At 74.5% G+C, this 12971-nt stretch carries 12 protein-coding genes and 1 pseudogene; 6 read left to right on the forward strand and 7 right to left on the reverse strand.

All coding sequences use genetic code 11. The features are described from left to right. Positions 1 to 97: 97 nt before the first annotated feature. Together S1361_RS11105 and S1361_RS11110 are read right to left on the reverse strand one after the other, a co-directional pair. Positions 98 to 460 (reverse strand): chorismate mutase, encoded by a 363-nt coding sequence (locus S1361_RS11105; RefSeq protein WP_208031684.1) that lies wholly within the window; start codon positions 458 to 460, stop codon positions 98 to 100. A 34-nt stretch (positions 461 to 494) separates the two neighbouring features. After that, positions 495 to 1385, reverse strand: a complete 891-nt coding sequence (locus S1361_RS11110) for a helix-turn-helix domain-containing protein (RefSeq protein WP_208031685.1) — start codon at positions 1383 to 1385, stop codon at positions 495 to 497. Between the two features lie 126 nt (positions 1386 to 1511). Here S1361_RS11110 and S1361_RS11115 point away from each other — a divergent pair, with 126 nt between their 5' ends. Then, positions 1512 to 3269, forward strand: a complete 1758-nt coding sequence (locus S1361_RS11115) for a glycoside hydrolase family 35 protein (RefSeq protein ID WP_208031686.1) — start codon at positions 1512 to 1514, stop codon at positions 3267 to 3269. 89 nt (positions 3270 to 3358) lie between these two features. Continuing rightward, the gene (locus tag S1361_RS11120) at positions 3359 to 4246 is read left to right on the forward strand and encodes a hypothetical protein (protein WP_208031687.1); all 888 of its coding nucleotides are present in this window, start codon (positions 3359 to 3361) and stop codon (positions 4244 to 4246) included. A 448-nt stretch (positions 4247 to 4694) separates the two neighbouring features. Here the strand turns inward: S1361_RS11120 and S1361_RS11125 are convergent, their stop codons facing one another. Both S1361_RS11125 and S1361_RS11130 read right to left on the reverse strand, forming a co-directional pair. Further along, complete coding sequence (locus S1361_RS11125) at positions 4695 to 5618, reverse strand: SDR family oxidoreductase (protein WP_208031688.1); 924 nt, start codon at positions 5616 to 5618, stop codon at positions 4695 to 4697. A gap of 493 nt (positions 5619 to 6111) precedes the next feature. Then, a pseudogene (locus S1361_RS11130) lies at positions 6112 to 6831 on the reverse strand (SDR family oxidoreductase); the annotation flags it as partial. 98 nt (positions 6832 to 6929) lie between these two features. Here S1361_RS11130 and S1361_RS11135 point away from each other — a divergent pair. The 4 genes from S1361_RS11135 to S1361_RS11150 are packed head-to-tail and all read left to right on the forward strand — an operon-like array spanning position 6930 to position 10320. After that, the gene (locus tag S1361_RS11135) at positions 6930 to 7673 is read left to right on the forward strand and encodes an enoyl-CoA hydratase family protein (RefSeq protein WP_208031689.1); all 744 of its coding nucleotides are present in this window, start codon (positions 6930 to 6932) and stop codon (positions 7671 to 7673) included. After that, positions 7674 to 8525: a CoA transferase subunit A gene (locus S1361_RS11140; protein WP_208031690.1), complete on the forward strand. Its 852-nt coding sequence runs from the start codon at positions 7674 to 7676 to the stop codon at positions 8523 to 8525. It abuts the gene before it with no gap. Further along, entirely contained in the window at positions 8522 to 9262 is a 741-nt protein-coding gene (locus S1361_RS11145) for a CoA-transferase subunit beta (RefSeq protein WP_208031691.1), read from the forward strand. The genes S1361_RS11140 and S1361_RS11145 overlap by 4 nt, the downstream gene beginning before the upstream one ends. Further along, positions 9262 to 10320, forward strand: a complete 1059-nt coding sequence (locus S1361_RS11150; RefSeq protein WP_208031692.1) for an NAD(P)H-dependent flavin oxidoreductase — start codon at positions 9262 to 9264, stop codon at positions 10318 to 10320. The genes S1361_RS11145 and S1361_RS11150 overlap by 1 nt, the downstream gene beginning before the upstream one ends. Here S1361_RS11150 and S1361_RS11155 read toward each other — a convergent pair. Genes S1361_RS11155 through S1361_RS11165 form a run of 3 tightly spaced genes read right to left on the reverse strand, consistent with a single transcriptional unit; the run spans position 10304 to position 12910 of the window. Further along, complete coding sequence (locus S1361_RS11155) at positions 10304 to 11461, reverse strand: acetyl-CoA C-acetyltransferase (RefSeq protein WP_208031693.1); 1158 nt, start codon at positions 11459 to 11461, stop codon at positions 10304 to 10306. The genes S1361_RS11150 and S1361_RS11155 overlap by 17 nt on opposite strands. Positions 11462 to 11486: 25 nt before the next feature. Beyond that, entirely contained in the window at positions 11487 to 12098 is a 612-nt protein-coding gene (locus tag S1361_RS11160) for a TetR/AcrR family transcriptional regulator (protein WP_208031694.1), read from the reverse strand. Between the two features lie 26 nt (positions 12099 to 12124). Further along, entirely contained in the window at positions 12125 to 12910 is a 786-nt protein-coding gene (locus S1361_RS11165; RefSeq protein ID WP_208031695.1) for an SDR family oxidoreductase, read from the reverse strand. Positions 12911 to 12971 lie beyond the last annotated feature (61 nt).

Below are 12971 nucleotides of genomic sequence, written 5' to 3' on the forward strand. Positions count from 1 at the left end.
TGGGACGGACAGCGCACAGGGGCGGATCGGTACATGGCTTTTGTCCCCTGTGCGCGGCCCTGTCCGGCTGCCGTGCCGGCGCCCGGTCAGGCCCTGGTCAGTCGCTTGTCCGGGCGTCGTGCGCCGGTTGCCCGTTGTGGGTGTCCTCGGCGATCCGCTCGTGGTGCCGGATCACCTCGGCGATGATGAAGTTCAGGAACTTCTCGGCGAACGCCGGGTCGAGCTTGGCGTTCTCCGCGAGGCTGCGCAGCCGTTCGATCTGCCGGGCCTCGCGGGCCGGGTCGGCGGGCGGCAGCTGGTGCAGCGCCTTGAGCCGGCCGACCTGCTGGGTGCACTTGAAGCGCTCGGCGAGCATGTGGACGACGGCCGCGTCGATGTTGTCGATGCTGTCGCGCAGCCGCTCCAGTTCCTGGCGGACCTCGGGGTCGACGGCACCGTTGCCGGTGTTGCTGGTGGTCATGAGGGCCCACCCTATGCGCTGGAGGGGCCTGTACCTACGGGGTGTCCGGGGAGTGGATCAGCGGCGGATCGGCGGGGTCGGGGACGCGGTCGCTCCAGCCGCCGGGGACGGTACGGCCCTGCTGGGCGCGGAACCGGACGGGTGGAAGGCCGACGCGCCGGGTGAACAGCCGGGAGAAGTAGGCGGGGTCGTCGTAGCCGACGCGGCGGGCGACGGCCGCGACCGGCAGCTCGGTGGTGGCGAGGAGGTCCTTGGCCCGGGCGAGCCGGATGCCGAGCAGGTAGTCCTTCGGGGTGCAGCCGGCCGCCCGGCGGACCGCGTCGCGCAGTTCGGCGGTGGTCATCCCGTGCCGGGCGGCGTGGCCGGCGACGCTCAGCGGCGTGCAGGCGTCCCGGGCGAGGGCGGCCAGCACCTGGTCGCCGTCGGGGGCGAGGTCGGCGCGGGCGCGGCGCAGGGCGACGAGGAGTTCGTGGACGGCGGCGGCGGTCTCCACCTCCAGCAGGGGGTTGCCCGGGCGGGCGGCCCGGGCGATGCGGGCGATGACCGCGCGGGGGCCGGCGGCGTCGGAGAGCGGGACGACGGGCCGGTCGGGTTCGATGCAGCCGAGTTCGCGGTAGGCCGCGGTGGCGGGTCCGGCGAAGTCGACGAAGCCCTCGTCCCAGCCGGTGCCGGGGTCGGGCGCGTAGTGGTGGGGCACGCCGGGGGTGAGCCACAGCAGGGCGGGCGCGGTGACGGTCGTACGGCGGCCGTCGGAGCCCCGGTACCAGCCGCGGCCCGAGCTGATCACCACGGCCACGTGGTGGTCGAGGGTGCGCGGGCCGACCGTGGGCAGCGCGCCGTGCTGGAGGCCGACCCCGAGGCAGACCAGGCCGAGGCGGTGGTGGGCGGGGCCGGGGCTGAAGAACCGCATCCAGGTCCGGTACATCGGCGCTCCTTGCGGCGGGCTGCGCGGCGCGTTTTCGTCCAAGCAGCGCCGATCTTCGTCCATGGCGCCGGCCGCCGGAAGGGGTGAGGCTGGAGGGCACGGGCGGGGTCGTGGCGGGGAGGGCGTGTGAGCGAGTTCGCGGTCGGGGAGTCCGGGTTCCTGCTGGACGGGCGGCCGGTGCGGCTGCTGTCCGGGGCGCTGCACTACTTCCGGGTGCACGAGGCGCAGTGGGGGCACCGGCTGGGGATGCTGCGGGCGATGGGCCTGAACTGCGTGGAGACGTACGTCCCGTGGAACCTGCACCAGCCGCGTCCGGGGACCTTCCGGGACGTGGGGGCGGTCGGCCGGTTCCTGGACGCGGTCCGGGCGGCGGGCCTGTGGGCGATCGTGCGGCCGGGGCCCTACATCTGCGCGGAGTGGGAGAACGGCGGGCTGCCGGCGTGGCTGACGGGCGAGTCGGGCACGCGCGCGCGTACGCGTGACGAGCGCTGCACGGCCCATGTCCGGGACTGGTTCCGCCGGCTGCTGCCCGCGATCGTGCCCCGCCAGCTCGACCGCGGCGGCCCGGTGATCATGGTCCAGGTGGAGAACGAGTACGGCAGCTACGGCAGTGACACCGGCTACCTGGAGGAGCTGGCCGGCCTGCTGCGCTCGGAGGGCGTCACCGTTCCCCTGCTCACCTCGGACGGACCCGAGGACCACATGCTGACCGGGGGCTCGCTGCCCGGGGTGCTCGCCACGGTGAACTTCGGCTCCCACGCGCGCGAGGCGTTCGCCACGCTGCGCCGCCACCGTCCCGGGGGGCCGCTGATGTGCATGGAGTTCTGGTGCGGCTGGTTCGACCACTGGGCCGGCGAGCACGTCGTACGGGATCCTGCCGAGGCCGCCGAGGCGCTGCGGGAGATCCTGGAGTGCGGGGCGTCGGTGAACCTCTACATGGCGCACGGGGGCACGAGTTTCGGCGGCTGGGCGGGTGCCAACCGGGGCGGCGGCGCGCTGCACGAGGGTCCGCTGGAGCCGGACGTGACCTCCTACGACTACGACGCTCCGGTGGACGAGTACGGCAGGCCCACGGAGAAGTTCCGGCGCTTTCGCGAGGTGCTGTCCGCGTACCACCCCGGCCCGCTGCCGGACCTGCCGCCGCCGCCCGCCGTCCTGGGCGCCCCGGCCGGGGTCGTGCTCACCGGCTGGGCGCCGCCGGCCGGCGTGCTGGAGGCGCTGGGCGGCCCGGAGACGCTCACCGCGGTGCCGCCCACGTTCGAGGAGCTGGGCGTCACCCGGGGCCTGGTGCGCTACACGGTGGACGTGCCCGGCCCGCGGCGGCCGTACCCGCTGACCGTGCGCGGGCTGCGGGACCTCGCCGTGGTGTACGTCGACGGGGAGCGGGCCGGGGTGCTCACCGAGGAGGAGCCGGTGCTGGAGGAGCCCGTCGCGGGCCCCGCGCGCGTGGAGCTGTGGGTGGAGTCCCTGGGGAGGGTGAACTACGGGCCGCGGCTCGGCGAGGCGAAGGGCGTCACCGGCGGCATCCTGCACGAGCGGCAGTATCTGCACGGGGTACGCGCGCGGGGGCTGGATCTGGACGCGTTCGCCGACGGCGTGGCCGCGGTGCCCTTCGGTACGCCGCCCGGACAGGCGGCGCCGGGGCTGTACCGCGGCACGGTCACGGTGCGCGGGGCCGGGGACGCCCGGCTGGAGCTGCCGGGCCGGACGCGCTGCTTCGTCTGGGTCAACGGCTTCAACCTGGGCCGTTACTGGTCGGTGGGTCCGCAGCGGTCGCTGTTCGTACCCGGGCCGGTACTGCGGGAGGGTGCGAACGAGGTGTGGCTGCTGGAGCTGGACGGCGGCGGTCCGGACCGGCCGGCACCGCGCCTGCTGCCCGTGTGACCGGCCGGCCGCGCGGGTACGTCCCGGCCGCACCGGGGTCCTTCCCGCCTACAGTGGAGAGGAGTTCCGGCGTCTTTGGGGGTGCCGACGTGGCGAACGGCGGACCGGTCCAGCACGGCTACCCGCACCTGGAGACGGTGCGGGCCGCCGTCACCGCGCTGTACCGGCGGCTGTCCCGCGACACCATCGAGACGTTCTCCGTCAGCGTGGCCCCGGCCGACGTGGCCTTCTGCGACACCGACGACCTCTACCTGGGCGCGCAGCGGGTGGCCGGGGAGATCGTGCGGCACTTCCGGCTGCCGGACGCGCGGCTGATCGTCGGTTTCCGGGAGATGACCCACGCGGCGAACGTCGAACTGGCGGCGGGGCCCGAGTACTTCGTCGAACTGAACGACCGGTTCCGCACCCACCGCAGGGACATCGGCGCGGCCCTCGCCCACGAGGTGGCGCACGTCTACCTGCACCGCCTGGACCTCGCCTTCCCGACCACGGCGGAGAACGAGATCCTGACGGACACGGCGACGACCTATCTGGGCGCGGGCTGGCTGCTGCTGGACGCCTACCGGGAGGACGGGGTGTCGTCGCAGAAGCTCGGCTATCTCACCCCGGAGGAGTTCGGGTACGTCCTGGCCAAGCGGGCGCTGCTCTTCGGCGAGGACCCGTCCCTGTGGTTCACCAGTCCGCAGGCCTACACCGCCTACGTCAAGGGCCTGGACCTGGCCCGCCGGGACGGGCAGCAGCCGCCGCTGACCGGGGCCGGCTGGGCGGGCCGCCGCCGCTACGCCCACGACCGCCGGCACGCCGACGCCGCCGACGCCGCGCCGGCGGCCGCGTACTCCTTCGCCTCCGACAGCGGCGGCCGCCTCCGGGTGAGCTTCCCGTGCCCGACCTGCCACCAGCGGATCAGGGTGCCGGTGCGGGGGCGGGTACGGGTGCGGTGCGGGCTGTGCCGGACGGTGCTGGAGTGCGACACGTAGCCGCGCCCGGCCGCCCGGCTGGCAGGTTGGCTCGGCGGGCGGCTGGACGGGTGGGCGGGTAGGCGGGTAGGCGGCTCGGCGGGCGGGCGGGCGGCTCGGCGGACAGGTGGCTCGGTTGGACGGGCGGGCGGCTCGGTCGGACGGGCGGGTGGCGAGGTGTCAGCCCTCGTGGTCCGAGACGGCCCGGCGAGGGAGCGCCGCGCACAGCACCGCGCACACCGCGAACGCCCCCATGACCCACGGCATCGCGTCGGACAGCGCCTCGCTCAGCCCTTCCCCCCACGGCCCCGAAGAACACCGTGCCGATCACCGACGCGCCCAGCGCCCCACCGAACTGCTGAGCCGTGGAGAAGATCCCGGCACCGCCGACAGCACCACGTTCACCAGCGGCACGACCAGGAACCCGAGCCCCGCCCCGCAGGGAACCCGCGCGCGCCACCGGGGTTCCCTACGCCCCGTACACCCGCCCCGGCGGCTCCGCCTCCGCCAGCAGTTGCCGGGCCGCCTCGCCCGCCTCGGCCGGTGTCCAGCGGGCCCCCTTGTCGGCGGTGGGGCCGGGACGCCAACCCTCCATGACGGTGATCCGGCCGCCCTCCGCCTCGAACACCCGGCCGGTCACCCCCGCGCTGCCGGCCGAGCCGAGCCAGACCACGAGCGGGGAGACGTTCTCGGGCGCCATGGCGTCGAAACCGGCGGCCGGTGCGGCCATGGTCGCGGCGAAGGTACGTTCCGTCATGCGGGTGCGGGCGGCCGGCGCCACGGCGTTGACCTGGACGCCGTAGCGGGCCAGTTCCGCCGCGGCGACCAGGGTGAGACCGACGATCCCGGCCTTGGCTGCGCTGTAGTTGCCCTGCCCGACCGAGCCGAGCAGGCCGGCCCCGCTGCCGGTGTGGACGACCCGGGCCACCGGGGTGCGGCCGGCCTTGGCTTCGGCCCGCCAGTGGGCGGCGGCGTGCTTCAGCGGCAGGAAGTGCCCCTTGAGGTGGACGCGGATCACGGCGTCCCAGTCGTCCTCGCCGAGATTGACCAGCATGCGGTCGCGCAGGAAACCGGCGTTGCTGACGAGGGTGTCGAGCCGGCCGTAGGTCTCAACGGCGGTGCGGACCAGGCCGGCCGCGCCCGCGCTGGTGGCGATGTCGGCGCCGTGGGCGACCGCGTCACCGCCCGCCGCCCGGATCTCCGCCACCACGGCATCCGCCGGCCGCTCGGCGTCCGGCGCGCCGTCCAGCGCGACGCCCAGGTCGTTGACGACCACCCGGGCACCCTCGGCCGCGAAGGCAAGGGCATGCGCCCGGCCGAGCCCGCGCCCGGCACCGGTGACGGCCACGACCCGGCCCGCACAGATCCCACTCGTCCTCGCGGCCACGCTCATCTCAGCTCTCCCTGCCGGCAGTCGGGGGTTGGGGGGTGTGCGGTTCGGGGGTGTGCGGTTCGGGGGTGTGGGGCTCGGGGACGTGAGGCTCGGGGGTGTGGGGGTCGAGGGTCTGGGGTTCGAGGGTGCGGGGTCCGGCACTCACGGCATCCGGCCCGTCGGCGCGGGAGGCCGAGACGTTGGGCAGGACGAACCCTGCGGTCGAGGCGTCCGGCGCGGCAGATCCTGCAGCCGAGGCTTCCGGTACGGCGGACCCCGCGGCTGAGACGTTGGGCAGGACGAACCCCGCGGTCGAGGCGCCCGGCACGGCGGCCCCCGCAGCCGAGGCACCCGGCACAGCAGACCCCGCGGTCGAGGCGCCCGGCGCGGCAGATCCTGCAGCCGAGGCACGCGGCACAGCGGCCCCCGCAGCCGAGGCACCCGGCACAGCAGACCCCGCGGCCGAACCGCCCGGCACACCAGACCCCCCGGCCGAAGCCCCCCGCAGGGCTCCCGCAGGCACCGCGTCCAGAAACGCCGGTCGCTCTCCGCCGCCGTGCACCTGCAGGCTCGCCCCGCTGATGTAGGCGGCGGCGTCGGAGGCGAGGAAGACGGCGGCGGCGCCGATGTCGGCGGGGACGGCCAGGCGGCCCAGCGGGACGGTGCGGGAGACGGCGGCGATGCCGTCGGGGCCGCCGTAGTGCAGGTGGGCCGAGCCGGTGTGGACCATGCCGACGACGAGCGTGTTGACACGGACCTCCGGCGCCCACTCCACGGCCATCGAGGCGGCCAGGTTCGCGAGCCCCGCCTTGGCCGCGCCGTAGGCGGCCGAGCCGGGCGAGGGGCGGCCCCCGCTGACACTGCCGACCATCACGATCGAGCCCCTGCTGCGCCGGAGGTGGTCGTAGGCGGCGAGGGACGCGGTGAGCGGGGTGATCAGGTTCAGCTCGACGACCTTGGCGTGCCGTTCGGCGTCGGCGTCGGCGAGGCGCCGGTACGGGGTGCCGCCCGCGTTGTTGACGAGCACGTCCAGCCGGGGCAGTGCGGCGAAGAAGGCCCGGACGGCGGGCGGGTCGCGCAGGTCCAGCGGGGCGAACTCGACGCCGGGCGAGGGCCGTTCGGGAGGCCGGCGGGCGCAGGCCAGGACCCGGGCGCCCGCGTCCGCGAAGGCCCGGGCGATCCCCGCGCCCACCCCTCGGGTGCCGCCGGTGACCACGACGGTGCTGCCGCGCAGTGAGTTGTCCACAGGGCCTCCCGCTTGTCTGCGCCGACTGCTAGCTTCGAAGCCTCGCAACCTAACAAATGTTTGGTGGAAAGGTAGCTGATGCGCCCATGGGTGTCTCCTGTTCGTCCCCGGAAAAGGGGATTTCCGTAGTCACCGTCGACTACCCACCGGTCAACGCGCTGCCGGTGCGCGGCTGGTTCGCCCTGGCCGACGCCGTGCGCACGGCCGGCCGGGACCCGGAGATCCGCTGCGTGGTCCTGGCCGCCGAGGGGCGCGGGTTCAACGCGGGCGTGGACATCAAGGAGATACAGGCGGCCGGACAGGAGGCCCTGATCGGCGCCAACCGGGGCTGCGCGGAGGCCTTCGCGGCGGTCTACGAGTGCGAGACACCGGTCGTCGCGGCGGTGCAGGGCTTCTGCCTGGGCGGCGGCATCGGCCTGGCGGGCAACGCGGACGCCGTGGTGGCGAGCGAGGACGCGACCTTCGGGCTGCCCGAGCTGGACCGGGGAGCGCTGGGCGCCGCGACCCACCTGGCCCGGCTGGTCCCGCAGCACCTGATGCGCGCGCTGTACTACACCGGGCGCACGGCGAGCGCCGCCGAACTGCACGCGCACGGCTCGGTGTGGCGGGTGGTGCCGCGCGAGGAGCTGGCCGGGGCGGCGCTGGAACTGGCCCGGCAGATCGCCGCGAAGGACGGACGGCTGCTGCGCATGGCCAAGGCCGCCATCAACGGCATCGACCCGGTCGACGTGCGCCGCAGCTACCGCTTCGAGCAGGGCTTCACCTTCGAGGCCAACCTCGGCGGGCTGGCCGGCCGGGTCCGCGACACGTTCGGGAAGGAGGGGGTGTAGATGGCCGACAAGACGATGACCGCCGAGGAGGTGGTGTCCCGGCTGGCGAGCGGGATGACGCTCGGCATCGGCGGATGGGGCTCGCGCCGCAAGCCGATGGCGCTGGTCAGGGCGCTGCTGCGGTCGGGCATCGGCGATCTGACGGTCGTGGCGTACGGCGGCCCGGACGTCGGCATGCTGGCCGCCGCCGGGCGGATCCGCAGGCTGGTCACCGCGTTCGTCACCCTGGACTCCGTCCCGCTGGAACCGCACTACCGGGCGGCGCGCGAGCGCGGCGGCTTCGAGCTGACCGAGGTCGACGAGGGGATGTTCCAGTGCGGGCTGCGCGCGGCGGCGCAGCGCCTGCCCTTCCTGCCGGTGCGGGCGGGCATCGGTTCGGACGTCATGCGGGTCAACCCGGACCTGAGGACGGTGACGTCGCCGTACGCGGACGGGGAGACGCTGGTGGCGATGCCCGCGTTACGGCTGGACGCGGCCCTGGTGCACGTCCACCGTGCCGACCGGCTGGGCAACGGCCAGTGCCTGGGCCCGGACCCGTACTTCGACGACCTGTTCTGCGAGGCGGCGGACGCGGCCTACGTCTCCTGTGAACGGATCGTGGACACGGCCGAGTTGACCAAGGCGGCCGTTCCGCAGTCGCTGCTGCTCAAGCGGCTCGCGGTGACGGGTGTGGTGGAGGCGCCGAACGGCGCGCACTTCACGTCCTGCGCCCCGGAGTACGGCAGGGACGAGGAGTTCCAGCGGCGGTACGCGACCACGCCCTGGCCGGAGTTCGCCGCGCGCTTCCTCGGCGCGGACGAGGCCGCCTACCGGACGGCGGTCGAGGTCTGGCGCACGGAGCGGCAGCGATGAGCGCCACCCGCGCCGAGTACTGCGTGATCGCCTGCGCCGAGGCGTGGCGCGGCGCCGGGGAGGTCCTGGCCAGCCCGATGGGCCTGATCCCGTCGCTGGGCGCGCGGCTGGCCCGGCTGACCTTCGCACCGGACCTGCTGCTGACGGACGGCGAGGCCCTGCTGGTCCGTCCGGACGGCACCCCGGAGGGCTGGCTGCCCTACCGGCAGCACCTGGAGCTGGTGGCGGGCGGCCGGCGGCACGTGATGATGGGCGCGAGCCAGCTCGACCGGTACGGCAACCAGAACATCTCCTGCATCGGCGACTGGTCGCAGCCCCGCAGACAGCTCCTCGGAGTGCGCGGGGCACCGCTGAACACGCTGAACAACCCGACGAGTTACTGGGTCCCGAGACACTCGCGGCGGGTGTTCGTGGAGCGGGTGGACATGGTGTGCGGGGTGGGGTACGACCGGGCGGCCGGCCTGGGCGCCGCGGGCCGGTTCCACCGCATCGCCCGGGTCGTCACCGACCTCGCCGTTCTCGACTTCGCGACCCCCGACCACTCCATGCGGCTGGTCTCGGTGCATCCGGGGGCGAGCGTGGAGCAGGTGCGGGAGGCGACGGGGTTCGAGCTGGCCGTACCGGACGGGGTGCCGTACACCCGGGAGCCCGAGGCGGCGGAACTGCGGCTGGTCCGCGAGGTGCTGGACCCGCAGGGGGCGCGCACGCGCGAGGTGCCGGAGGGGGCGGGAGGCTGATGGAGACCGCGCTCACCCGGCTGGCCGGGGTCCGCCATCCGATCGTGCAGACCGGGATGGGCTGGGTGGCCGGGCCCCGCCTGGTCTCGGCGGCGGCGAACGCCGGTGCCCTCGGCATCCTCGCCTCCGCGACGATGACGCTCGATCAGTTGCGGGACGCGATCAGGGAGGTGCGCTCCCGGACCGGCGCGCCGTTCGGGGTGAACCTCCGGGCCGACGCGGGGGACGCACCGGACCGGGTGCGGATCCTGCTGGAGGAGGGCGTCCGGGTGGTCTCGTTCGCCCTGGCCCCCTCCCCCGGGCTGATCGCCGAGCTGAAGGCGGCGGGCGTGGTGGTCATCCCGTCCGTCGGGGCCCGGCGGCACGCCGAGAAGGTGGCGGCCTGGGGTGCGGACGCGGTGCTCGTGCAGGGCGGCGAGGGCGGTGGGCACACCGGCGAGGTGGCGACCAGCGTGCTGTTGCCGCAGGTGGTGGACGCGGTGCGGATACCGGTGGTGGCGGCGGGCGGCTTCTTCGACGGGCGGGGGCTGGCGGCGGCGCTGGCGTACGGGGCGGCCGGGGTGGCGATGGGGACGCGGTTCCTGCTCACCTCCGACTCGACGGTCCCGGACGCGGTGAAGGGCCGGTATCTGTCGGCGACGGTCCGGGACGTCACGGTGACCCGGGCGGTGGACGGCCTGCCGCACCGGATGCTGCGCACCGACCTGGTGGCGGCGCTGGAGCGGTCGGGCCGGATACGCGCCTTCGCGCACGCCGTGCGGCGGGCGGCCGGTTTCCGGCGGCTGTCGGGGCTGACCTGGCGGCAGCTGGTCCGCGACGGACTCGCCCTCAGGCACGGCAAGGAGCTCTCCTGGAGTCAGGTGCTGCTGGCCGCCAACACGCCGATGCTGCTGAAGTCGGCGATGGTGGACGGCCGTACGGATCTGGGGGTGATGGCGGCCGGGCAGGTCGCCGGGGTGATCGACGACCTGCCGTCGTGCGCGGAGCTGGTGGAGCGGATCATGCAGGAGGCGGAGGAGGTGCTGGGCGTGCTGGCGGGGCTCAGAGCCGTTCGATGATCGTCACGTTGGCCTGGCCGCCGCCCTCGCACATGGTCTGGAGGCCGTAGCGGCCGCCGGTGCGTTCCAGTTCGTGCAGCAGGGTCGTCATCAGCCGGGCGCCGGTGGCGCCGAGGGGGTGGCCGAGGGCGATCGCGCCGCCGTTGACGTTGACCTTGCCGGGGTCGGCGCCGGTCTCCTTCAGCCAGGCGAGGACCACCGGCGCGAAGGCCTCGTTGATCTCCACGAGGTCGATGGCGTCGAGGGTCAGGCCGGTCTTCTTCAGGGCGTGCGCGGTGGCCGGTATGGGCGCGGTGAGCATGCGGATGGGGTCCTCGCCGCGGGCGGAGAGGTGGTGGACGCGGGCGCGCGGGCGCAGCCCGTGGTCCCGTACCGCCCGCTCGGAGGCGAGCAGCAGGGCCGCGGCCCCGTCGGAGACCTGGGAGGAGCAGGCCGCGGTGACGGTGCCGCCGTCGAGGACGGGCCGCAGCGCGGCCATCTTCTCCAGGGAGGTGTCCCGGCGCGGTCCCTCGTCCACGGCGGCCTCGCCGCAGGGGACGGTCTCGCGGCCGAAGCGGCCGGTGTCGATCGCCCAGATCGCGCGCCGGTGCGAGCGCAGGGCGAACTCCTCCTGCTCCGCACGGCCGATGCCCCACTGGGCGGCGATCATCTCGGCGCCGGCGAACTGGTTGACGGGCCGGTCGCCGTACCGGGCGCGCCAGCCGGTGCTGCCGAGGAAGGGGCCGTCGGTCAGCCCGAGGGGGACGGCGGCCTGCCGGGAGGCGAAGGCGATGGGGACCTGGGACATGTTCTGCACGCCGCCCGCGACCACCAGGTCCTGGGTGCCGGAGAGCACGGCCTGGGCGGCGAAGTGCACCGCCTGCTGGGAGGAGCCGCACTGCCGGTCGACGGTGACGCCGGGCACCTCCTCGGGGAGGCCGGCGGCCAGCCAGCAGGTGCGGGCGATGTCGCCGGCCTGTGGCCCGACCGTGTCCAGACAGCCGAAGACCACGTCGTCCACGGCGGCCGGGTCGATCCCGGAGCGCTCCACCAGCGCGGTCAGCACCCGCGCGCCCAGGTCGGCCGGGTGGACCGCGCTGAGTCCTCCCCCGCGCCGCCCGACCGGTGTGCGGACCGCTTCGACGATGTAGGCCTCGGCCATGACGACTCCCTCTGACGGAAAGGGGCTATGTGCGTACGGCGATCCCGTCCAGCACCATCGACAGGTACTGGCGGGCGATCTCCTCGGGGCTGTGCCGGCCGCCGGGCCGGTACCAGGAGGCGGCGACCCACACGGTGTCGCGCACGAACCGGTAGGTGAGCCGGACGTCCAGGTCCGCGCGGAAGACCCGCTCGGCGACCCCGCGTTCCAGCGTGCTCAGCCACGCCTTCTCGAACCGGCGCTGGGATTCGGCGAGAAAGGCGAAGCGGTCCTGGGCGACGAGTTGTTTGCTCTCCTTCTGGTAGATCGCGACGGCGGCGCGGTGCCGGTCGATCTCCCGGAAGGACTCGGTGACCAGCGCCTCCAGCGTCTCGCGGGGTCCGAGTCCGGAGGCGAGGACGGTGTCGTAGCCGTCCCAGAGTTCGTCGAGGAAGGTCCGCAGGATCTCCTCGAGCATCGACTCCTTGGAGTCGAAGTGGTAGTAGAGGCTGCCCGCGAGCATCCCGGCGTGGTCGGCGATCCGGCGGACGGTGGTGGCGTTGTAGCCGTGCTCGGCGAAGACCTCGGCTGCGGTGTTGAGGAGTTCTCCGCGCCGGGCCGCTGCCGCGGTCACCTGGGGCTTCTTCTTGGTCGGCACGCACCCATTGTGGTCTGCTCCGCTCCTCAGGGGTGCTGGCTGCTGACGGCGACGACCTCGCCGGTCATGTAGGAGGAGTAGCCGGAGGCGAGGAAGACGATCACGTTGGCCACCTCCCAGGGCTCGGCGTACCGCCCGTAGGCCTCCCGTTCGGTCAGTTCGGCGAGCAGCTCGGCGGAGGTGACCTTCGCCAGGTGCGGGTGCATGGCGAGGCTGGGGGCGACGGCGTTGACGCGCACGCCGTAGGCGGCGGCCTCGATCGCCGCGCACCGGGTGAGCGCCATGACGCCGGCCTTGGCGGCGGCGTAGTGGGCCTGTCCGGCCTGGGCGCGCCAGCCGACGACGGAGGCGTTGTTGACGATGACCCCGCCGCCGGTGCCGCGCATGGCGCGCAGGGCGGCCCGGATGCAGCGGAAGGTGCCGTTCAGGGTGACGTCCAGCACCCGGGACCACTGCTCGTCGGTCATGTCGACGAGGTCCGAAGTGCCGCCGAGTCCGGCGTTGTTGACGACGACGTCCAGCCGTCCGTGCGCGGCGACGGCCGCGTCGAACAGGTCCCGCACCTGGTCCGCGTCGGTGACGTCGCACGGCACCGCGGTGACCGCGCCGGGGAACTCCCGGCCCAGCGCGGTCTCGTGCTCCTTCAGCCGGCGTGGGTGGGCGTCGCTGATCAGCACGCGGGCGCCCTCCTCCAGGAAGCGGCGCGCGGTGGCTCCGCCGATGCCGGTGCCGGCCGCGGCGGTGACGACGGCGGTGCGGCCGCGCAGCAGTCCGTGCCCGGGGACGTAGGCCGGGCTCTCGACGCCTGTCATGGGGTCACGCTAACCTACCAAACACTTGTTAGGGAAGGTGACGGGCACGGGTGGAAGGCGG

Origin of the sequence: Streptomyces cyanogenus (assembly GCF_017526105.1) — a bacterium.
Taxonomy (GTDB): Bacteria; Actinomycetota; Actinomycetes; order Streptomycetales; family Streptomycetaceae; genus Streptomyces; species Streptomyces cyanogenus.